Raw genomic sequence first — 18,502 nt, 5'->3', positions numbered from 1 at the left:
CCGGTCAACTGAGGCCGGCGGCGTGTCGCCGCACTCGACCCTTCCGGGTGGTATCGGCAGCCCGGGTGGAGAACTTCACCCGAAGCACGCACGCAGCCAGCAATCCTCGTCCCGCTTCCCGCTCGTCCCTCGCTGCGATGCTCCCGCGGCTCTCCTCAGGCGGGGCCGCCCGAACCCGATCCCGCGCCGAAGTCCTCCGGCGAGATCTGGTCGAGGAACTCGCGGAACTTCTCGACCTCGTCCTCCTGCTCGTCGGGGATCTCGATGCCCACCTCGTCGAGCAGGTCCTCCGCCCCGAAGATGGGAGCGCCGGTGCGGACGGCGAGGGCGACGGCGTCCGAGGGGCGGGCGCTCACCACCCGGTCGTCGCCGAAGACGAGCTCGGCGATGTAGATGCCGTCGCGCATCTCGGTGATGTTGACCGCCTCCAGCGTCGCCCCCAGGGCACGGACCACCTCGCGGAGCAGGTCGTGGGTCATCGGTCGGGCCGGCCGCACACCCTGCTGCTCGAACGCGATGGCCGCGGCCTCGACCGCGCCGATCCAGATCGGCAGATAGCGCTCCCCCTGCGTCTCCTTCAAGAGCAGGATCGGCTGGTTGCCGGGCAGCTCGACCCGGACCCCGACGACTCGAAGTTCCTGCACGGTGGGGCTCCCTCAGCTGCGGCCCCGACAGGGCCTTGGTTGTTCTGGGCGGCTGGTGGACGGTCGACCACGGACCCGCGCACTCGGGGCCCGACCCGTCCACGGTACGCCGGACTCATGGGCGCAGGAGGTCCCGGAGGCGTGCCTCCAGCAACGCGCCGTGCAGCTGAGCCGACAGCCCGGCCAGCTCGCGCAGCTTCTCCGTGGCCCGCGCGCGGGCCTCCTCCGAGCGGGCCCGCAGCACCGGCGCGACCAGCTGCTCGATCAGGCCGGCTTCCCGCTCCGCGCCGCTCTGGTAGATGCGCAGGTGCCGCGGCTCGATGCCGTGTCGCGCCAGCCCCGCGGCGGCCCGGGCGACCGGCAGGTCGGCGACCGGGTGCCGGCCGTCGCCGTCGGGCGCGAGCAGGCCGAACTGCACGCAGTCGGCCAGCTGCTCCGGCGCCAGCCCGGCCGCCTGGCCGAACTGGTCGGCCGGCAGGCTCCCCTCCTCCGGCTCCCCACCGCCGGCGGCGACCGCCGCCGGCGCCTGGCCGGGCAGTGGCTCGCCGCGGTCCAGCGCGTCGAGGTGCTCCTTGATGACCTTCAGCGGCAGGTACTGGTCGCGCTGGGCGGCCAGGACGTACCGCAGCCGGGCCACGTCGGCCGCGGAGAACTTCCGGTACCCCGACGGCGTGCGCTGCGGGTGGACCAGGTCCTCGGACTCGAGGTAGCGGATCTTGCTGATCGTCACGTCGGGGAAGTCCTCACGCAGGACGGTCAGCACCTCGCCGATGGTCAGGCGAGGTGCGTGCTGGCCGTCGCCGTCCCCGAACGCGCTCGCGCGCGAGGCCACCGCGGTCACGCCGCCGACGCTGCCGTCGGATCCGGCGCCGCCTCCCCGCGGAGGCCGGCCGGCCCGCTCACGAGCGAGCGGCGGGCTCGCTCGTGCGCGGACCAGCCAGGTACACGAGCCGGAACTTGCCGATCTGCACCTCGTCGCCGCCGGCCAGCGTGGCGACGTCCACCGGCTCGCGGTTGACGTAGGTGCCGTTGAGGCTGCCCACGTCGTGCACGGAGAAGCCGCCGCCCTCGCGGTGGAACTCCACGTGCCGGCGGCTGACCGTGACGTCGTCGAGGAAGATGTCGCTGTCGGGGTGGCGACCGGCCGTGGTCACGTCCTGGTCGAGCAGGAAGCGGCTGCCGGCGTTGGGGCCGCGCTTGACGACCAGCAGCGCCGAGCCCGCGGGCAGCGACTCGACCGCACCGGCGTGGGCCTCGGTCTCGCTGACCTCGGGGGCCTCGGTGGAGTCCTCGCCGCCCACCTTGGGGATGACGCTGGTGGACTCACCCACCCGCTCCTGGGACAACGCCGCGCCGCACTGCGCGCAGAAGCGACTGCCCTCGGGGTTGTTGTGGCCACAACGAGTGCAGTGCACGTCTGTCTCCTCCGGTGCAAGGGGGCACCGCCGTGGACCGGGGTGTCGGTCGCGGGCGGCCGGCGGACGACGGACCGGACGGCCCGTCGTAGGTCAGCCGCCGTGTGGGGCACGGCGGGCCGTGGTCATGGAACCAGCGGCTGACCCGAGGGTCAACCGGACGTTCAGGGTGAGGCCGCGGACGCCCTCGAGGGGGTCCGCGGGACCTCGCCCCAGCCGAGCATAGTGATCGAGCCCGGCGGGAGGAGCAGGGTCAGGCCACGTCGACGAGGGCCTGGTAGGCGGCGGCGTCCAGGAGACCGGCCGTGGGGTCCTCCTCGGCCCCGGCGACGGTGATCTCCACCAGCCAACCGGCCCCGTAGGGGTCGGCGTTGATCGTCTCGGGCGCGTCGGCGAGCGCCTCGTTCACCGCGGCGACCACCCCGGCCACCGGCGCGTACACGTCCGAGACCGACTTGGTGGACTCCACCTCGCCGATCGGGTTGCCCGGCGCCACCTCCGCCCCCACCTCGGGCAGCTGCACGTAGACGATGTCGCCCAGGGCGTCCTGCGCGTGATCGGTGATGCCCACCCGGACGACGGTCGCGGTGCCCGCACGCCCCTGGACGTCGCCGCCCTGGACGAGGGCCCACTCGTGCTGCTCGGTGTAGCGGCGGTCGTCGGGTGTGCTCATGCGGCGTGGTCTCCCGTCGGGCTGCGGCGGCGTGGTCGAGGGCGGTCAGTCGTCGCCGTCGGATTCCGGCGAAGCGTATTGAGGAGCGTCCAGGGGCCGCAACGCGTCGACCACGACGCGGTCGGACTGCGCGATCTCGACCGTGCCGCCCTGCCGGCCCACCCGGTCGACGACGCCGCCGGGGATGCTCATCGCCGTCTGCAGGTCCGGCGGCGAGCCGATCACGACGATCTCGTACGGGCTCTCGACCGCTCGCCCGTCGATGCGCAGGTCGCCGGGCTCGCCGGTCACCGCGGTGGACACCCCGATCCGGACGCCGTCGATCTGCATCGTCTCCGCCCCGGCGCCGCGCAGCTCCTGGATCGCATCGAGCAGGTCGGCGACGCGCACCCGGCCCTCGGGATCGAGGATCGTCATGTGCAGGCCCGGCCCCTCCGCGGCGACCGTGCCGTTGAGGATGCCGAGCGCCTCGGCCCGGCGCTGGGCCTCCGCCAGCGCCGTCGCCGACTGGCTGTCGGTGTTGGTCAGCTCGCGCAGGGCGCCGCGCTGCTCGGCGATCTGGTCCCGCAGGCGGTCCTCGCGGACGTCGAGCTCGTCGAGGATCCGGACCAGGTCCTCCTCCCGCGCGCCCACGAGGGCTTCCTCGGTGCCGGTGTTGCGCACCTGGACGGCGAAGGCGAACCCGAGCAGCACGGTGAGCAGGGCGATGAGGGCGGCCGCGAGGGGGTCGCGTCGGCGCCGCCAGAGCCGGCGACGCCCGCCGGGGGGCGGCTGCGGCGCCGGTGCGGGCACCTCGGCCGGCTCGTCGGGAGCCGGCTCCTCCGGGGCGGGCTCCGGCGCGGCCACCTCCGGGCCGGCCTCGTCGCCCGCCGGGGCGGGCTCCGGCGCGGCCGCCTCCGGGCCGGCCTCGTCGCCCGCCGGCACGGAGTCGTCGCCCGCCGGCACGGCGCCGGCACCCGGCTGCTCCCGGTCGGCGTCGGCGGGGCCGGCGGCAGGCCGCTGGTCGTCGCTCATGCGCGGAACACGTGCCGGCGGATGGCCGCGGCGTTGCCGAAGATGCGGATGCCGAGGACGACGACCACGGCCGTGGACAGCTGCGCGCCCACCCCCAGCTGGTCGCCCAGGAAGACGATCAGCGCCGCCACGACCACGTTGGACACGAAGGAGATGACGAACACCTTCGCGTCGAAGATGCCGTCCAGGCGGGCACGGGCGCCGCCGAAGACCGCGTCCAGCGCGGCGACCACGGCGATGGGCAGGTAGGGCTGCAGCCACAGCGGGACGGTGGGGTCGAAGACCAGGCCGAGGACGACGCCGACCGCCAGGCCGATGATGGGGATCACGGGTCAGCCTCCCGGGGACGGTTCGGGCGCCGGTGCGGCGGGTTCCTGGGACACCGGGGTGGCGGAGCGGAGCTCGAGCGAGCTCCCGGCGGGTAGAGACAGCTCGTCCTCCTGGGCGAACTCGAAACGCAGACCGAACGACTCGGAGATGACGGCGAGCGCGCCGACCTCGGGGCTGCCGAGAAACCGGGACCTCAGGGTGTCGGGGTCGCCGATGGCGCTCACCAGGTAGGGGTTGGTGACCGGCCGGAAGTCGACCAGGACCGCCTCCCCGGCGAACCGGATCGCCGTGGTCGGGCCCAGCCGCTGGCCGTTGATGCTCACCGCCTCGGCACCCGAGGCCCACAGGGCGTTGACGACCAGCTGCAGGTCGCCGTCGCGCACCCGGCCGCGGGGGTCCTCGGTGCCCCCGCCGACGGGGTCGGCGTCGGCGTCGGGCTCGGCGTTGGCGAGGGTGACCAGCAGCCCCGGGCCGGTGACCGGGAGGACGGCCGCGGCGAGCTCGGCGTCGGACAGCTCCTGGAGGGTCCGCTGCCCCTCGGCCGTGGCGGTCAGGGCGTCGTCCCGGGCCGCGGACAGCTGGGTGCGCAGCCGGTCGAGCTCGTCGGCCAGGGCGTCGGTGGTCTCCGCCCCCTGGGTGATGTCGGAGATCAGCGCCTCCCGGACCTTCTCCCGGCCCTGCGCACCGACCGCGGCCTGGTCGTAGGTGACGGCGGCGAGCACCCCGGCGACGGCCATCGTGAGCGCCACGGCCAGCGAGCCCCACCGGCGCCGCACGGGCGACAGCGGCCGGCCGGTGGCCGCGGCGGCCTTCTCCCGGGCGGCACGCGCCTCCGCGGCCTGCGCGTAGGCCGGGTCCAGCGTCTCGGCAAGGACCTGGTCGAGGAGGGAGGCCCCCATGGACCGCGGCCCCCCGCCGCGCAGGAGGGAAGTCACGGCGCCGCCCCGACCGACCGCTCGCCGCGCACGATCCCGGCCACCTGGATCACGTAGAACACCCCGGCCAGCACGTAGAGCGACCCGCCCCAGATGGTCAGCGCCCAGGCCACCGGCTGGGCGACCGCGACCAGCGGCCCGTCCCCGTCGGCGAGGAGCAGCAGCGGGAAGGCGTAGAGCAGGATGAAGGTGGCCGCCTTGCCCAGGTAGTGCACCTGCAGCGGCGGGTGCCCGTGGCGGCGCAGCACCAGCAGCATGACGCCGAGCACCAGCTCGCGGCCGACGAGGATCGCGACCACCCACAGCGGGACGACGTCCCGCAGCACGAACGCGACCAGCGTGGCGACGATGTAGAGCCGGTCGGCGGCCGGGTCGAGCAGGGCACCGAGGCGGCTGGACTGGCCCAGGGCACGGGCGAGCTTGCCGTCGGCCCAGTCGGTGAACCCGGAGACCATGAGCACGACCACGGCCCAGCCGTCGGCCTGCGGGCCGAGCAGCAGCCACAGGAACAGCGGCACGCCGAGCAGCCGCAGCACCGACAGGACGTTGGGGAGGGTCCAGACGCGGTCGGGCAGCTCGTTGCGGTCGGCGACCACCGGGGTGTCAGCCGCTGCGCCGCCCGCCGCTGCGGCCTCCGCCGACGGGACCGGGGCAGCCGGCAACGAACCATGGGACGACGTCACGAAACCTCCAGCCGCTGCACACCGCCTGCGAAGGCTAGTGTCCCGCGCCGGCGGTCCTCCGAGGGCGCACCGGCGGGCCTGCGCGGCCTGGTTCCGGCACCCCGCCGGGCCGGGCCGTGAGGTCTATGCGGGGACGGCGGTCAGTGACGGAGGTGCGGGTTCGTAGCCCAGGGGGCTGCGGCGGAAGCTGCCGGTGCCGTGGGAGACCGACCGCAGCGCGCCGGCATACGTGAGCAACTCCACCTCGGGCACCTCGGCGCCGACCGTCGTCCGGTCGCGGTCGGGGTCGGGGTCGGCCTCGCTGCCGGTCACCCGCGCGCGGCGGGCGGACAGGTCGCTCATGACCGAGCCGACGTACTCCGCCGGGACGACCACCTCCACCGCGCACCACGGCTCGAGCACCCGGGTGCCGACGGAGGCGGCGAGCTCGCGCAGGGCCAGCGCACCGGCGGCCTGGAAGGCCGCGTCCGAGGAGTCCACCGAGTGGGCCTTGCCGTCGACGAGGGTGAGGTGGACGTCGACCAGCGGGCGCTCCCCGTTGACGCCGCGGGCGGCCTGGGCCCGGACGCCCTTCTCCACGCTGCCGTGGAACTGGCTGGGCACGGTGCCGCCGACGATCCGCTGCTCGAACACGATGCCCGAGCCCGGCGGCCCGGGCGCGGCCTCGATCACCACGACCGCGTACTGGCCGTGCCCGCCGGACTGCTTGACGTGCCGGCCGGTGACCCGGCCCGGCTTGGCCAGCGTCTCGACCATCGGCACCCGCACCGGGACGGTGTTCACCGCGACGCCGTGGCGGGTGCGCAGCCGGTCCAGCAGCACCTCCGCGTGGGCCTCCCCCACGCACCACAGCAGCAGCTGCCCGGTGTCGGCCCGCCGCTCCAGCCGGACGGTCGGGTCCTCGGCGACCAGCCGGGCCAGGGCGGTGGCGAGCCGGTCCTCGTCGGACCGGGAGGCCGCCTCGAGCGCGATGGGCAGTTGCGGGGTGGGCAGGTCCCACGGCGCGACCAGCAGCGGGTCCTCGGGCGAGGAGAGGGTGTCGCCGGTCTCGGCGGTGTTCAGCCGGGCCACGGCGCAGATGTCACCGGCCAGGCAGGCCGCCACCGGGCGCAGGGCCGCGCCCAGCGGTGAGGAGATCGCCGCGACCCGCTCGTCGGCGTCGTGGTCGGGGTGCCCGCGCTCGGCCATGCCGTGCCCGGACACGTGGACGGCGATGTCGGGCTGCAGGGTGCCGGAGAAGACCCGGACGAGGGAGACGCGCCCGAGGTAGGGATCGGTCGTGGTCTTGACCACCTCGGCGACCAGCGGGCCGCCGGCGTCGCAGGTCAGCGCGGCGGCCGGGGAGCCGTCGGGGCGGGTGACGTCGGGGCAGCCGTGCTCCATCGGGCACGGGAAGGCCGAGACCAGCAGGTCGAGCAGCTCCGGGACGCCCGCCCCGGACAGCGGCACGGTGCAGAGGATCGGGTGGAAGTGGCCGCGGGCCACGGCCGTCTCCAGGTCGGCCACCAGGTCGGCGACGACCAGCTCCTCGCCGGCGAGGTAGCGGTCCATGAGGGTCTCGTCCTCGCTCTCGCCGATGATCCCCTCGATCAGCTCGGCGCGGAGCCGGTCGGCGTCCGAGCCGTCCGCACCCTCCCCCTCGACGTCGGGCTCGAGCAGCGAGACCAGGCCGGTCACCGCGCCATCCGGGCCGCGCCGGGGCAGCTGCAGGGGGTAGACCCCCTCCCCCAGCATCGACCGGCACAGCCGGATCGCGTCGTCGACGTCGGCGCGGGCCCGGTCCAGCTGGGTGATGACGACCGCGCGCGGCATCCCGACGGCGGCGCACTCGTCCCACAGCTGCACCGTGGTGGCGTCCACGCCGTTGACGGCCGAGACCACGAACAGGGCGGCGTCGGCGGCCCGCAGGCCGGCCCGCAGCTCCCCGACGAAGTCCGGGGAGCCGGGGGTGTCGAGCAGGGTGAGCCGGTGGTCGGCGTGCTCCACCGTGGCCACCCCCAGGGAGACCGAGCGCTGCTGCCGGACCTCCACCTCCTCGTTGTCCATGCACGTGGTGCCGTCCTCCACCCGCCCGGCGCGGGGCAGGGCGCCGGCGGCCACGATCAGCGCCTCGGCCAGGGTGGTCTTGCCCGCGCCCGCGTGGCCGACGAGGGCCACGTTGCGGACCTTCTCGGCCGGTCGCGGCGCCGGCGCTCTTCCGCTGTCCTTGCTCACGAGCCTCGCCTCAGCCGTTCGCCGAGGAGGGCACCACGGCGCAGGTGCCGGCCGGGTAGAACACCCCGGTGTGGCCGTCGGGGTCCCACTGGATGACGTAGGGCGGGCCGCCGGCGTCGCCCCGTACCTCGAGCACCACCCCCGTCCGCTCCGGTTCCCCCTGGTGGGTGGAGTGGACGACGATCCTGTCCCCTGTGCAAGCTTCCACGGCGACCTCCCGGCGACTGACCCAGCTGTGTCGTGAGTCACAGCCTGCCCGCGGGGCGGGGGCCGATCAAGGGGCCGGGGGCCTCCGTCCAGGCCTGCCTGGTCGGCGAGCGTGCGCGCCCGGGCTCGCGGCGGTGCCGCTGTGCGCGATCACCCGTTCCTCGAGCGCCCGGAACTCCGCCCGGTCGATCGGGTCACCCCCGGCACGCCCCATCCGTGTGCCATGACCAGCGGCGACCACGGGACCAGCGGCGACCACGGGACCGGCGGCAGCCACGCGGCCGGCCGCGAGCAGGACGGGGAACGGGCGCACGCCGTCCCCCGGGACGCCGCCGACGGGCCGCCGCCGTGGGTGGCCGCCTGCGGCACCCCGGTCGCCGTCGTCCAGGGCAGCTGGAGCGGGCGGCGCGGGCTCGGGTCGTCCTCCCCGTGCGCGGAGTGCCGGCGGCTCGTGCCCGGCTGACGGCTTCGCGGTTCGTCGGTGTGCGTCGTCTCTGCGCCGGTTTGTTGGGGATAACGGTAATCGGTGGAGGTCGGGCCCGCCGTGAGTCACCCCGCCGGCGGGAGGACGGGCCGCCGTCCCGCCGGCAGGCTCGTCGTCGACCCGAGCGGAGGGCGACATGGCGACGGGATCGGCGACGAACCCCCACAGCGACCGGGACGGCGGCGCGGACCGCCCGGCGCCGGTTGCCGCCGAGGGAGCGCCGGCGCGCGCGGCATCCGAGCCGAGCGCGCCGCCCCGCAGGCGCCGGCCGAGGCTGCCGCGCTACACCTGGAGCGGGACCACCGGCGCCCTGGTGCTGGGCTGCGCCTCCCTTACCCCGTCCCTGCTCCCCCGGGGCTGGCTCCTCCAGGGGCTGATCGCGGGGATCTCGGCGGCGATCGGCTACGGGGCCGGCGTCGGCGCGGCCTGGCTGGTCCACGAGATCATCGGCCGGCGCCCCTCCCCCGCGGTGCGCCGGCGCGCCTGGCAGGTCCTCGCCGCGGCCGGCGTCGTGCTCGGCCTCGTCATGCTCTGGCTGGGGCAGCGCTGGCAGCGCGAGATCCACCAGCTGATGGGGCTCGAGCCCCCGCCCGGCTACCGGTCGGCCGGGATCGTCGTCGCCGCCGTCCTCGTGTTCGCGGCGCTCGTCGGGGTCGGCCGTGCGGCGCGCCGGCTGACCGGCTGGCTGACCCGCCTGGCCGGCCGGCTCCTGCCGCACCGCCTGGCCCGGCCGCTGGCCGTGGTGGCCGTGGCCACGCTCGCGGTGTTCCTCCTCAACGGGGTCCTGTTCCAGGGGCTGGTGGAGGCGGCCAACTCGGCGTTCAGCGTGAAGGACGACGGCACCGAGGAGGGGGCGGTGCGCCCGGAAGCGCCGCAGCGGTCGGGCAGCCCGGCGTCGCTGGTGACGTGGGAGAGCCTGGGCCTGCAGGGACGCAACTTCGTCGGCGCCGGCCCCACCCCGGAGGAGCTCGGCGCCTTCTCCGGGCGGCCGGCCCTGGAGCCGGTCCGCGTCTACAGCGGGCTGGCGGCGGGCGGCGAGGTCGCCGACCGGGCCGCGCTCGCCGTCCGCGATCTCCAGCGTGCCGGTGGGTTCGACCGGCAGGTCCTGGTCGTCGTCACCACCACCGGCACCGGCTGGGTGGACCCCGCCGCCAGCGACTCGCTCGAGTACCTCTTCAACGGCGACACGGCGATGGTCGCCATGCAGTACTCGTACCTGCCGAGCTGGCTGTCGTTCCTCGTCGACCAGGCCAAGGCGCGCGACGCCGGCCGGGCCCTGTTCGACGCGGTGTACGGCGCCTGGGCGCAGCTGCCCCCGGACCGCCGGCCGGAGCTGTTCGTCTACGGGGAGAGCCTGGGCACCTTCGGCGGGGAGGCCGCCTTCAGCGGCCTGGCCGACATCGAGAACCGCACCGACGGCGTGCTGTGGGCGGGGCCGCCCAACTTCAACGAGCTGTGGCGCGGCCTGGTCGCCGACCGCGCGGAGGGCTCGCCCGAGTGGCTCCCGGTGTACGGCGACGGCCGTACCGTGCGGTTCGCCGACGACGCGCCCGACCTCGACCGTCCGGCCGGCCCGTGGGACCGGCCACGGGTCGCCTACCTGCAGAACGCCTCCGACCCCATCGTGTGGTGGTCGCCGCGGCTGATCCTGTCCCGGCCCGACTGGCTCGAGGACGAGCCGGCGCCCGACGTGTCCCCCGAAATGACCTGGATCCCCCTCGTGACGTTCTGGCAGGTGACGGCGGACCTGGTGTTCTCGACCGGCGTGCCGGACGGGCACGGTCACCACTACGTGACCGACTACGTGACCGGCTGGGCGCGCGTGGCGGACCCTCCGGGCTGGACCCTCGCCGCCGGCGACCGGCTGGCCGAGCTGATCAGCGCAGGGTGACGCGCAGCCCCGGGTCCCCGCGCGCATTTGTTGGGGATAACGGTTGATCTCCGTGCAGCTGCGTGGGCCCGGCCGAGCGGCCCGGGGCCGGACGGAGCGGAGTGCCGCCTCCGGCTCAGGGAAGGGCGCGCGTGCCGGCGTCGCCGGTGCGGTCCTCGACGTCCCGGTAGCTCCAGTCGTAGCCGTCGGCCCGCAGCGTGAGGAACAGGACCCCCGGCGTGCCGACGACGACGGCCGCGCTGTGGGGTTCCCGGCCCGCGATGTCGCGCAGGCGGTGCCCCCCGTTGCCCGACACGAACTCGACGGTGCCCTCGGGTCGGGGCTCCCCGTCGGCACCCATCGGCTCGAACCGCTCGTAGATGTGGTCGTGCGCGTTGAGCACGACCTCCGCTCCGGCCCCGACGGCCGCCTCCCACAACGGCTGCAGGCCGGGGTTGGTGCCGTGCGTCTTCCCGCTGGAGAAGCGCGGTTCGTGCCAGAAGACCAGCAGCGGCCGGTCGCCGGCCGAGGCCCCCTCCGCCTCGATGAAGTCCGCCGCCTCGCCCATGCCCGCGTACTGGTCCACCGAGACGACCCGCCACCCGCACAGGTCGAAGGCGTAGTTGGCCGGCACGTCGAAGTAGTCGAAGTAGCCCGTGCCGTCCGAGTGGTACTCGTGGTTGCCCGGCGTGGGAGCGGTGATCGGCCGGAGGTCTCCCCAGGTGCGGTCGTAGAAGTCGGAGAACTCCGCGGCCGTGCCGTCGGAGTAGGCCAGGTCCCCCAGCGCCAGCACCTTCACCGGCCGCGCCGCGGCGATCAGTTCGGCGGTCCGCGCCGCGCCGCGCCGGTAGTCGTCCTCGGCGGCCACGTCCCCGGCGGCCGCGACGACGCAGTTCCCGGTCGGGACCTCGACGCCGGAGGGCGCCGAGCGTGCGCGCTCCGATCCGGCCGGCGCCGAGGATCGACCGGACGACGGGGACGTGCAGCCGCCGACCACGACGAGGCCGGCAGCGACCACGGCCAGGCCGCTGCGGAACGGGCGGCGAGCCACCATGCGGACCTCCATGCCGAGAACGGCAGTCCGTCTGTGCCGGACCCCCGAGGCCGACCCGGCACATGCTGGCGGATGAGCCGGCCGCCCGGCGGGATCCCCGACGCGGGAGCCGGTCCACCGCCTGCTCGGTCACTGTCCGGGCCCACGGCGAGAATCCGTCCATGGCTGCCTTCTTCCTCCCGCGGGCGAGCGACGACGAGCAGGCGGAGCGGCTCTACGACGCCCTCGCCGAGTTCGCCGGGTGCGAGCCCGCTCCCCCCGGCCGGCGTGTCCGGTCGATCGCCTTCACCCAGGACGGCGCCCGGTGGGTCGCCGAGGTCGGCGAGGAGCTGAGCGGGCAGCGGACGACGCAGCAGCTGCGCCGCGGGGAGCTCATCGAGCGGACCGAGACGCTCACCTCGACCTCGCGGGTGCTCGCCGTCTACCCGGGCACGCCGTTCGTGGTGGTGACCGACGCCCAGCCGATCACCGGCACGCCCTCGGAGTGGGCCAATCCCTTCCACGCCCGGCCGGATCAGGTCACCTACTTCGACGCACCGTGAGTCGTCGGTCCGACCGGGCCCGGGCACCGGCGCCTCCCTGCACACCCACAATGGGGGGGCCGCCGACCCCATGGATGCGTCTGCCAGGCCGGGCGCAGCACCCCCGATGCTGCTCACAGCACGGGCCGGGGGGTCCGGATGATGCCGGCGGGGGATGAGCATGCAGCAGGGCCACGGGAGTGCTGACGGCTGCCCGTTCAGCGGGGCAGGGGCGGCGCGCGGGGTGACCCGCCGCGGCTTCCTCGCCGGGACGCTGACCACGGCGATGATGCCCGCCGTCGGCGGGCTCGCCGGCACGGCGCGGGCCGAGGTGACCGACCCGGCCACCGACCCCGCCGCGGCGCCGGCGAGCGCCGACGCACCCGCCGAGACCGCGGCGCACGCCGTCGGGGACCCGCGCGGTGCGGACATCGCCGTCCGGGTGGACCGGAAGGCGGAGGCCCGCTTCGGGCTCATGTTCAAGGACCTGCCGCCGTTCGCGCCGACCGACGGGCTGCTGAGGTGGCTGGCCGCGAGCATGAACGACGGCAAGGCGCCGCTGTCCGACGTCCGGCTCAGCGACTTCGCGTTCGACAACCCGGGGATCCCGGCCGGCTACATCTACTTCGGCCAGTTCGTCGACCACGACATGACCCTGGACCGGACGCCGCTGACGCACCGGCTGCAGGATCCGCTGGCGATGCGGAACTACGACACCCCGTGGTTCGACCTGGGCAGCATCTACGGCAAGGGCATCCAGGGCAGCCCCGAGCTCTACGACCCCGACCGCCACGGCTACCTCAGGCTCTGGCACCACGACGGCCTGGTGGACCTGCCGCGCGACGAGGTCGGCGCGGCGTACCTCGGCGACCCGCGCAACGACGAGAACCTGATCGTCGCGCAGCTGCACACGGTCTTCATCCGGCTGCACAACAAGTTCATGGACCAGGGCATGACCTACGCCCAGGCCCGCCGGCAGACCCGCTGGCACTACCAGTGGCTGATCGTCAACGACTACCTGCCGCGCATCGTCGGCAAGCCCGTCGTCAGCAGCCTCATCAAGCGTGACGGGCCGATCAGGTTCACCGGCACCTTCTACAAGCCCGAGCACCCCGAGAACCCGTACATGCCGATCGAGTACTCGGGGGCGGCCTACCGGTTCGGGCACAGCATGATCCGCGCCGAGTACGAGATGCAGGACGGCCACACCGTCCCGATCTTCGGCGCCGACGGCTTCGAGGACCTGCGCGGCAACCGGCCCATCCCGGCCAACCTGTGGGCCGACTGGAACTACTTCTTCGACATCCCGGGCCTCCAGCCGCCGGACGACCGGAACATGGCCCGGCTCATCGACACCCAGCTGTCGCTGCCGTTGTTCACGCTGCCGCCCACGGTCGTCGCGCCCACCGACAAGGCGATCGTCGCCCTGGCCGAGCGCAACCTGCTGCGCGGCAAGCGGCTGGGCCTGCCCTGCGGCCAGGACGTCGCCCGCGCCATCGGCGTCACCCCGCTGACCAACGAGCAGCTCGGCCTCAAGCAGCCGGGCTGGGGCGGCAAGGCGCCGCTCTGGTACTACGTGCTCAAGGAGGCCGAGCTGGTCGCCGGGGGCCGCAAGCTCGGCCCGGTCGGCAGTCGGATCGTCGCCGAGGTGATCCTCGGCATCATGGCGCTGGACCCGGAGTCCTACTTCAACCTCAAGCCGGCCTTCCAGTGGCAGGAGAAGAAGACGGTGGGCGACCTGATCCTGCTCGCCGATGCCCTCGACCCCCGTTCGCGGATCGTCCTGCCCGACGACGAGGTCGAGGAGACGGGCCCGCTGCCCCTGGCCCCCGACGAGCGGATCAACCCGGAGGCCACCTCGCCGGTCGGCTCTCTGTCGCTGGTCGAGTGACCAGGCGGGGGGCCCGTCGGATCACCGCGCCCCCTCGCCCCCCGAAGTGGGGAGGCCGTGGGGTGATCCCCCCCGCTACGGTCCGCGACCACCAGGCAGGCCGTGGAGTCAGGAGAGGACAACCCATGTCTCGTGCTGTCGTGACCGGCGGCGCCGGCTTCCTCGGGTCGCACCTGTGCCAGGCGCTGCTCGAGCGCGACATCGAGGTGCTGTGCCTCGACAACTTCCTGACCGGCACGCCGGCCAACGTGGGTCACCTGCTGGAGCACCCGGGCTTCCGGCTGGTCCGCGCCGACGTCACCGACTACATCCACGTGCCGCAGGCGGTGGACTACGTCCTGCACTTCGCCTCGCCGGCCTCGCCGATCGACTACGCCGAGCTGCCCATCCACACCATGAAGGTCGGCTCCATCGGGACCCTGCACAGCCTGGGCCTGGCCAAGGAGAAGGGGGCGCGGTACCTGCTCGCCTCGACGTCCGAGGCCTATGGGGACCCGCTGGTCCACCCGCAGCCGGAGACCTACTGGGGCAACGTGAACCCGGTGGGTCCCCGCGGCGTCTACGACGAGGCCAAGCGGTTCGCCGAAGCGCTGACGTCGGCCTACCGGCGCACGCACGGCGTGGACACCGCGATCGTGCGGATCTTCAACACCTACGGTCCGCGGATGCGGCCGCGGGACGGCCGGGCCATCCCGACGTTCATCCGGCAGGCGCTGGCCGGGGAGCCGCTGACCGTCGCCGGGAACGGCAGTCAGACCCGGTCGGTCTGCTACGTCGACGACCTCGTCGACGGGCTGCTGCGGTTCCTGCTGTCGTCGGAGCCGGGGCCGATGAACATCGGCAACCCGCACGAGATCCCGGTGATCGACCTGGCCCGGCGGATCATCGGCCTGACCGGCTCCAGCTCGGCCATCGAGTTCGTCCCGCGCCCCGAGGACGACCCGACGGTGCGCCAGCCCGACATCGCCCTGGCCCGCCGCACGCTGGGCTGGGAGCCGCAGATCGCGCTCGACGAGGGCCTCAAGCGCACCATCGACTGGTTCGCCCAGCACCCGGACGTGGTGGGCGCCACCCGCTGAGCTGGACCCCTCCCGGGGCGGCCCCCAGCGAGCAAGGACCCCTGCCCCCCACCGCTCGCGCGCTCGCGGCGGGTCCCCGCAGGGGGCCGTCTCCTTCAGGGGCGACGCAGCGCCCGCGCCCCCGCGACGGCGCCACCGGCGAGGACCAACCCGGCGAGGACGCCGACGAGCACGCTCTGTGTCATCGACCCGTTGGCCCGCTCCTCCGGCACCTCGGCCGCGCTGCTGACGTAGGCGAGGGCCTGGGGGTCCTCCAGCACCCGCAGATCGACGTCCAGGCTGGAGATCTGGGTGTTCACCCGGCGCAGCTCGGTCTCCACCGGGTCGAGCTCCGGAGCGAGCGTCCGCTGGATGGCCAGCCGCTGGTTGAGCAGCCGGGACAGCTCGACCGGGTCGGCCTCCACTGCCACGGCCTCGTCCAGGGCGGCGACCGGCTGGAGGATCTCCTGCTGCCGCGTCTGCAGCGCGTCCCGGTCCCCGATCAGGAGGTCCCGCAGCGCCGTGGTCTCCGCGACGTCGCTCTCGTGCCGGGCCGCCACGTAGGTCTCCGCCCAGGTCTGCGCGGCCTCCTGCGCCGCCGCCGGGTCGCCGGCCTCGGCGACGAGGACGAGCGCGCTGCTGTCCGCCGCGCCGCGCACCTCGACCTGGGCCTCGTCACCGGCGGCCTCGACGGCGCGCTGCTGGAACGCGTCGCTCTCCACGTAGACGAGCTCCGCCCCCGGCGAGCGGATCAGCGCGCCGGCCGAGGTACCGCTGGTCCGCGGGAAGAGCTGCCGGCTGTCCTCCGTCCGGACCAGGATCTCGGCCTCCGCCCGGTACACCGGGTCGATGACGTACAGCGAAGCGATGGACGCCGCGAGCACGGCGAGGAAGGTCAGCAGCGCCAGCCACCAGTAGCGCCGGAGCGTTGCGAGGTACTCGCGCAGGCCGGGCCCCTCGTCGTACGACCATGACCCACTGCGGACGCCGTCCGACCGGGCCGGGGACGTGCGTGACGTCTGGTCAGCGGCAGTCTCGAGCACGGCGGTGAAGGTACCGGGAACGGACCGTTTCCGGGATGCTCCTGTGCGTCACTTCCCCCATGCGTTGAGTGATCGTCCCAGGAGGACGGCGAGGGCTGCGTTGGGCTCCGCGAAGCGCTCGTGCAGCCGGGCCGCGGTCTCCGGGGCCATGGGCGGGAAGGAGGCCGGGCCCTCGTTCAGCCGGTTGACCAGGTACCGGGCGCGGTAGAGGGTCCGGCTGGGCACCTTCGCGGCGAGCGCGCGCAGCGGGCTGCCGGGCTGTTGCACGGCGAGGAAGGCCCGGGCGAACCGGGCCGACCGCGGCGCCCGCCCCTCGTTGTGCCCCCTCGTGACGTCCGGTTCGTAGGGGGCCAGACCGGCCAGATCGAACAGCTCGGCGCAGATCTCCTGCGCGCCGCGGCGCAGGTCATCGGACAGGTAGATGCGCAGCCGCTCCGGTGGCACGGTGTCGAACAGGGTGCGCACGTGCGGCGCGTAGATGCCGCTCCCGACGTACTGCATGTCCCGGGCCTGCGGCGGTGAGCTGACCGTCCGGTCCTTCTCCTTGGCGAGGCCCTCCTCGAAGGTGGCGGCTTCCTCCCAACCGCGCAGGCGGGCGTACTGGAAGTGCGAGTACGCCCGTGGCACCGGGTTGCGGAGGACAGCGACCACGACCGCCGGCGTGGCGTCGACGATGCGGCGCACCGCGGCGGGGTCGTACATCGCCATCGTGTGCTTGGCGACCAGCGGCGCGTTCCCCACCGACGGCGGGAAGTACTTCTCCACCGCCCACGCCCAGCCGCCGGCGAACTCCTCGTCCCGGCCGAAGAAGGGCATCTCCCGGTGCACGTGCGCCCGCACGTCGGGGTGGTCGGCGAGGTACTGGAAGAGCGCGGTCGACCCGCTCTTGGGTGCTCCGACGATCATCAACTCGGGGCCTGGACGCACCGTGGCGATGTTAGGGCAGAGAGTCGGGAATCCCGAGGTCCTGCGCTACCCTCGCGCCGCCGTAGCACACGGCGTCCGCCGGGTGCCGTGGCGGGACCCTCGTCCGGGTGGAGGTGCGCTCGTGCTCGTGCCCCTGCTCGCGGTCGTGGCCTCGATCGTCGTCTGGGTCCGGGTCTACCACCGCCTGGTGCACCACCCGCTCGACCTGATGGCGCTCACCCTCTACTACCTGGCGCTGCAGCTGCTGTGGCGCCCGCTGGTGCTCGCCATCGGACTGGACACGCCCTTCCCCACCCAGCTGTTCGCTGCCCGCGAGACCGGGACGCTGATCGTCCTGGGCCAGGGGGTCGTCGTCCTGTTCCTGCTCGGGCTGTGGGCCGGTGCCCGCTGGCTGTCCCCGCTCGTGGGTCCGGCTCGGCTGCTCTACCCCATGAGCCGCGGATCGCTGCCCCCGCGCACGCTGCTGCTCCTGGCCGTGGCGCTGACGGCGGCGGCGTTCGCCGCCACGGTCCTGCTGTGGATCCGGTACGGCGGTCCGGCCGGGCTGATCCAGGCGGCCAAGGTCGACCGCGACATCGCCGAGAGCCGCGCGCTGCGCTCGATCCCGATGCTGGCCGCGTTGTTCGGCGTCGCCGCCTTCTTCTCGGTGCGCCGAGCGCCGCTGTCCCGTCTGGTCGCCCTCGGTCTGGTCGCGCTGAACGGTTATCTGAGCTGGACGTGGGGCGCCCGCGACGTGCCGGTGATCTCGGTGATCGCGCTGGTGGCCGGCTCGTTGGTCTTCGGCGCGGTCGGCCGCCGGGCCGCGGTGCGGACGGGGTGGGACTGGCTGCGCGACCCACGCTGGCGGCGGCGCTTCCTGCTGGTCCCGGTGCTCGCCCTGCTGCTGGCCTTCTCGCTGCGGACGGCGCGCGACACCGTGCTGTGGGGCGACCTGGCGCCCACCATCGAGGGCCAGAGCACGGTGCGGATGATGGCCGTGGCCACGAACAACACCTTCTACGACTCGCTCCTGCTGCTCCTCGACGACTGGCCCGAGGAGTTCGACTTCCGCGACGGTCAGGACTTCGTGGACGGCACCGTGGCCGCCGTGCCCTCGGCGATCGCCGGGGAGCAGGAACCGTTCGTCTCGCCGGCCGTCCAGCTCGCACAGACCTACATCGACCGCAACAACGGCTTCCCGGCCACCGCCGCGGGCGACTGGTACGTGAACTTCGGCGTGCTCGGCGTCCTCCTGGGCGGCCTGGTGAGCGGGCTGATCGCCCGTGCCGGGCAGCTCGCCCTCCGCCGGTTCCTGCGCGACCCGCTGGTGTGGGGCTTCAGCCTGGTCTTCGCGGTGCGCATCTTCCCGGGCGGGCTGTGGGTGACGTCGCTCCCCAAGTGGGTCGGGATCGGGCTGCCGATCATCGCGGTGGCCCTCCTGGTGAACCTGTTCGTCCGCCGGGACAGCGACGCGGGGACGAGTCCGGAGTCCCCCGGTTCCCCGGCGCCGGTCCTGCCGGACGGGGCCCCGGGGCCGACGGCGTCCGCCTCTTGACCGCG

Annotated in this window: 19 protein-coding genes; 6 read left to right on the top strand and 13 right to left on the bottom strand. The window is 74.3% G+C overall.

The genetic code is table 11. The features are described 5' to 3' along the window. Positions 1 to 155: 155 nt before the first annotated feature. The 10 genes from BMZ50_RS05965 to BMZ50_RS05920 form a co-directional block, all read right to left on the bottom strand. Positions 156 to 644: a bifunctional nuclease family protein gene (locus BMZ50_RS05965; protein WP_091322274.1), complete on the bottom strand. Its 489-nt coding sequence runs from the start codon at positions 642 to 644 to the stop codon at positions 156 to 158. A gap of 115 nt (positions 645 to 759) precedes the next feature. Continuing rightward, complete coding sequence (gene ftsR / locus BMZ50_RS05960) at positions 760 to 1,485, bottom strand: transcriptional regulator FtsR (RefSeq protein ID WP_245753408.1); 726 nt, start codon at positions 1,483 to 1,485, stop codon at positions 760 to 762. Positions 1,486 to 1,543: 58 nt separating this feature from the next. After that, positions 1,544 to 2,059, bottom strand: a complete 516-nt coding sequence (gene odhI, locus BMZ50_RS05955; RefSeq protein ID WP_091322272.1) for an oxoglutarate dehydrogenase inhibitor Odhl — start codon at positions 2,057 to 2,059, stop codon at positions 1,544 to 1,546. 253 nt (positions 2,060 to 2,312) lie between these two features. After that, positions 2,313 to 2,732 (bottom strand): glycine cleavage system protein GcvH, encoded by a 420-nt coding sequence (gcvH, locus tag BMZ50_RS05950; protein WP_091322270.1) that lies wholly within the window; start codon positions 2,730 to 2,732, stop codon positions 2,313 to 2,315. Positions 2,733 to 2,777: 45 nt separating this feature from the next. Next, positions 2,778 to 3,746: a DUF881 domain-containing protein gene (locus BMZ50_RS05945; protein ID WP_091322268.1), complete on the bottom strand. Its 969-nt coding sequence runs from the start codon at positions 3,744 to 3,746 to the stop codon at positions 2,778 to 2,780. Further along, the gene (locus BMZ50_RS05940) at positions 3,743 to 4,075 is read right to left on the bottom strand and encodes a small basic family protein (RefSeq protein WP_091322266.1); all 333 of its coding nucleotides are present in this window, start codon (positions 4,073 to 4,075) and stop codon (positions 3,743 to 3,745) included. Before BMZ50_RS05940 ends, BMZ50_RS05945 begins: the two co-directional genes overlap by 4 nt. 3 nt (positions 4,076 to 4,078) lie before the next feature. Continuing rightward, complete coding sequence (locus BMZ50_RS05935; RefSeq protein ID WP_091322264.1) at positions 4,079 to 5,011, bottom strand: DUF881 domain-containing protein; 933 nt, start codon at positions 5,009 to 5,011, stop codon at positions 4,079 to 4,081. After that, positions 5,008 to 5,673 carry a cardiolipin synthase ClsA gene (gene clsA, locus BMZ50_RS05930; RefSeq protein WP_091322262.1) on the bottom strand — a complete coding sequence of 222 codons (666 nt, stop codon included), beginning with the start codon at positions 5,671 to 5,673 and terminating at the stop codon, positions 5,008 to 5,010. Before clsA ends, BMZ50_RS05935 begins: the two co-directional genes overlap by 4 nt. 144 nt (positions 5,674 to 5,817) lie before the next feature. Beyond that, the gene (locus BMZ50_RS05925) at positions 5,818 to 7,908 is read right to left on the bottom strand and encodes an elongation factor G-like protein EF-G2 (RefSeq protein WP_091322260.1); all 2,091 of its coding nucleotides are present in this window, start codon (positions 7,906 to 7,908) and stop codon (positions 5,818 to 5,820) included. A gap of 10 nt (positions 7,909 to 7,918) precedes the next feature. Beyond that, positions 7,919 to 8,116 (bottom strand): DUF1918 domain-containing protein, encoded by a 198-nt coding sequence (locus tag BMZ50_RS05920; RefSeq protein WP_091322258.1) that lies wholly within the window; start codon positions 8,114 to 8,116, stop codon positions 7,919 to 7,921. Positions 8,117 to 8,338: 222 nt separating this feature from the next. Here BMZ50_RS05920 and BMZ50_RS05915 point away from each other — a divergent pair, with 222 nt between their 5' ends. Together BMZ50_RS05915 and BMZ50_RS05910 are read left to right on the top strand one after the other, a co-directional pair. Then, positions 8,339 to 8,578, top strand: coding sequence for a hypothetical protein (locus BMZ50_RS05915; RefSeq protein ID WP_091322708.1), 240 nt, complete (start codon positions 8,339 to 8,341; stop codon positions 8,576 to 8,578). 157 nt (positions 8,579 to 8,735) lie between these two features. After that, positions 8,736 to 10,490 carry an alpha/beta hydrolase gene (locus tag BMZ50_RS05910; protein ID WP_091322256.1) on the top strand — a complete coding sequence of 585 codons (1,755 nt, stop codon included), beginning with the start codon at positions 8,736 to 8,738 and terminating at the stop codon, positions 10,488 to 10,490. 115 nt (positions 10,491 to 10,605) lie between these two features. Here BMZ50_RS05910 and BMZ50_RS05905 read toward each other — a convergent pair whose 3' ends face one another. Continuing rightward, complete coding sequence (locus BMZ50_RS05905; RefSeq protein ID WP_091322254.1) at positions 10,606 to 11,523, bottom strand: metallophosphoesterase family protein; 918 nt, start codon at positions 11,521 to 11,523, stop codon at positions 10,606 to 10,608. Between the two features lie 161 nt (positions 11,524 to 11,684). Between BMZ50_RS05905 and BMZ50_RS05900 the strand changes: the two genes are divergently transcribed. The 3 genes from BMZ50_RS05900 (at position 11,685) to BMZ50_RS05890 (ending at position 15,014) form a co-directional block, all read left to right on the top strand. Next, on the top strand, positions 11,685 to 12,065 hold the full coding sequence (locus tag BMZ50_RS05900; RefSeq protein WP_091322251.1) for a hypothetical protein: 381 nt from the start codon (positions 11,685 to 11,687) through the stop codon (positions 12,063 to 12,065). Between the two features lie 154 nt (positions 12,066 to 12,219). Further along, positions 12,220 to 13,935, top strand: a complete 1,716-nt coding sequence (locus BMZ50_RS05895; protein WP_091322249.1) for a peroxidase family protein — start codon at positions 12,220 to 12,222, stop codon at positions 13,933 to 13,935. A 125-nt stretch (positions 13,936 to 14,060) separates the two neighbouring features. Next, positions 14,061 to 15,014 (top strand): UDP-glucuronic acid decarboxylase family protein, encoded by a 954-nt coding sequence (locus BMZ50_RS05890; RefSeq protein WP_091322247.1) that lies wholly within the window; start codon positions 14,061 to 14,063, stop codon positions 15,012 to 15,014. A 95-nt stretch (positions 15,015 to 15,109) separates the two neighbouring features. On the opposite strand, the gene BMZ50_RS05885 is transcribed toward BMZ50_RS05890, so the two are convergent. Then, complete coding sequence (locus tag BMZ50_RS05885; protein ID WP_091322245.1) at positions 15,110 to 16,036, bottom strand: Wzz/FepE/Etk N-terminal domain-containing protein; 927 nt, start codon at positions 16,034 to 16,036, stop codon at positions 15,110 to 15,112. Positions 16,037 to 16,084: 48 nt separating this feature from the next. Next, on the bottom strand, positions 16,085 to 16,963 hold the full coding sequence (locus BMZ50_RS23620; RefSeq protein ID WP_143087096.1) for a sulfotransferase domain-containing protein: 879 nt from the start codon (positions 16,961 to 16,963) through the stop codon (positions 16,085 to 16,087). Positions 16,964 to 17,084: 121 nt separating this feature from the next. Between BMZ50_RS23620 and BMZ50_RS24050 the strand changes: the two genes are divergently transcribed. Then, on the top strand, positions 17,085 to 18,497 hold the full coding sequence (locus tag BMZ50_RS24050; protein ID WP_177212666.1) for a hypothetical protein: 1,413 nt from the start codon (positions 17,085 to 17,087) through the stop codon (positions 18,495 to 18,497). Positions 18,498 to 18,502 lie beyond the last annotated feature (5 nt).

This window comes from Geodermatophilus ruber (assembly GCF_900114385.1).
GTDB lineage: Bacteria > Actinomycetota > Actinomycetes > Mycobacteriales > Geodermatophilaceae > Geodermatophilus > Geodermatophilus ruber.
The sequence above is the reverse complement of the archived record's forward strand: the minus strand, read 5'-3'. Positions and strand labels throughout refer to the sequence as shown.

Coding starts and splice junctions, on each gene's coding strand:
- gcvH (WP_091322270.1), bottom strand. CDS start 2,732: ATGAGCACACCCGACGACCGCCGCTACACCGAGCAGCACGAGTGGGCC.
- BMZ50_RS05945 (WP_091322268.1), bottom strand. CDS start 3,746: ATGAGCGACGACCAGCGGCCTGCCGCCGGCCCCGCCGACGCCGACCGG.
- BMZ50_RS05915 (WP_091322708.1), top strand. CDS start 8,339: ATGACCAGCGGCGACCACGGGACCAGCGGCGACCACGGGACCGGCGGC.
- BMZ50_RS05910 (WP_091322256.1), top strand. CDS start 8,736: ATGGCGACGGGATCGGCGACGAACCCCCACAGCGACCGGGACGGCGGC.
- BMZ50_RS05905 (WP_091322254.1), bottom strand. CDS start 11,523: ATGGTGGCTCGCCGCCCGTTCCGCAGCGGCCTGGCCGTGGTCGCTGCC.
- BMZ50_RS05900 (WP_091322251.1), top strand. CDS start 11,685: ATGGCTGCCTTCTTCCTCCCGCGGGCGAGCGACGACGAGCAGGCGGAG.
- BMZ50_RS05895 (WP_091322249.1), top strand. CDS start 12,220: ATGAGCATGCAGCAGGGCCACGGGAGTGCTGACGGCTGCCCGTTCAGC.
- BMZ50_RS05890 (WP_091322247.1), top strand. CDS start 14,061: ATGTCTCGTGCTGTCGTGACCGGCGGCGCCGGCTTCCTCGGGTCGCAC.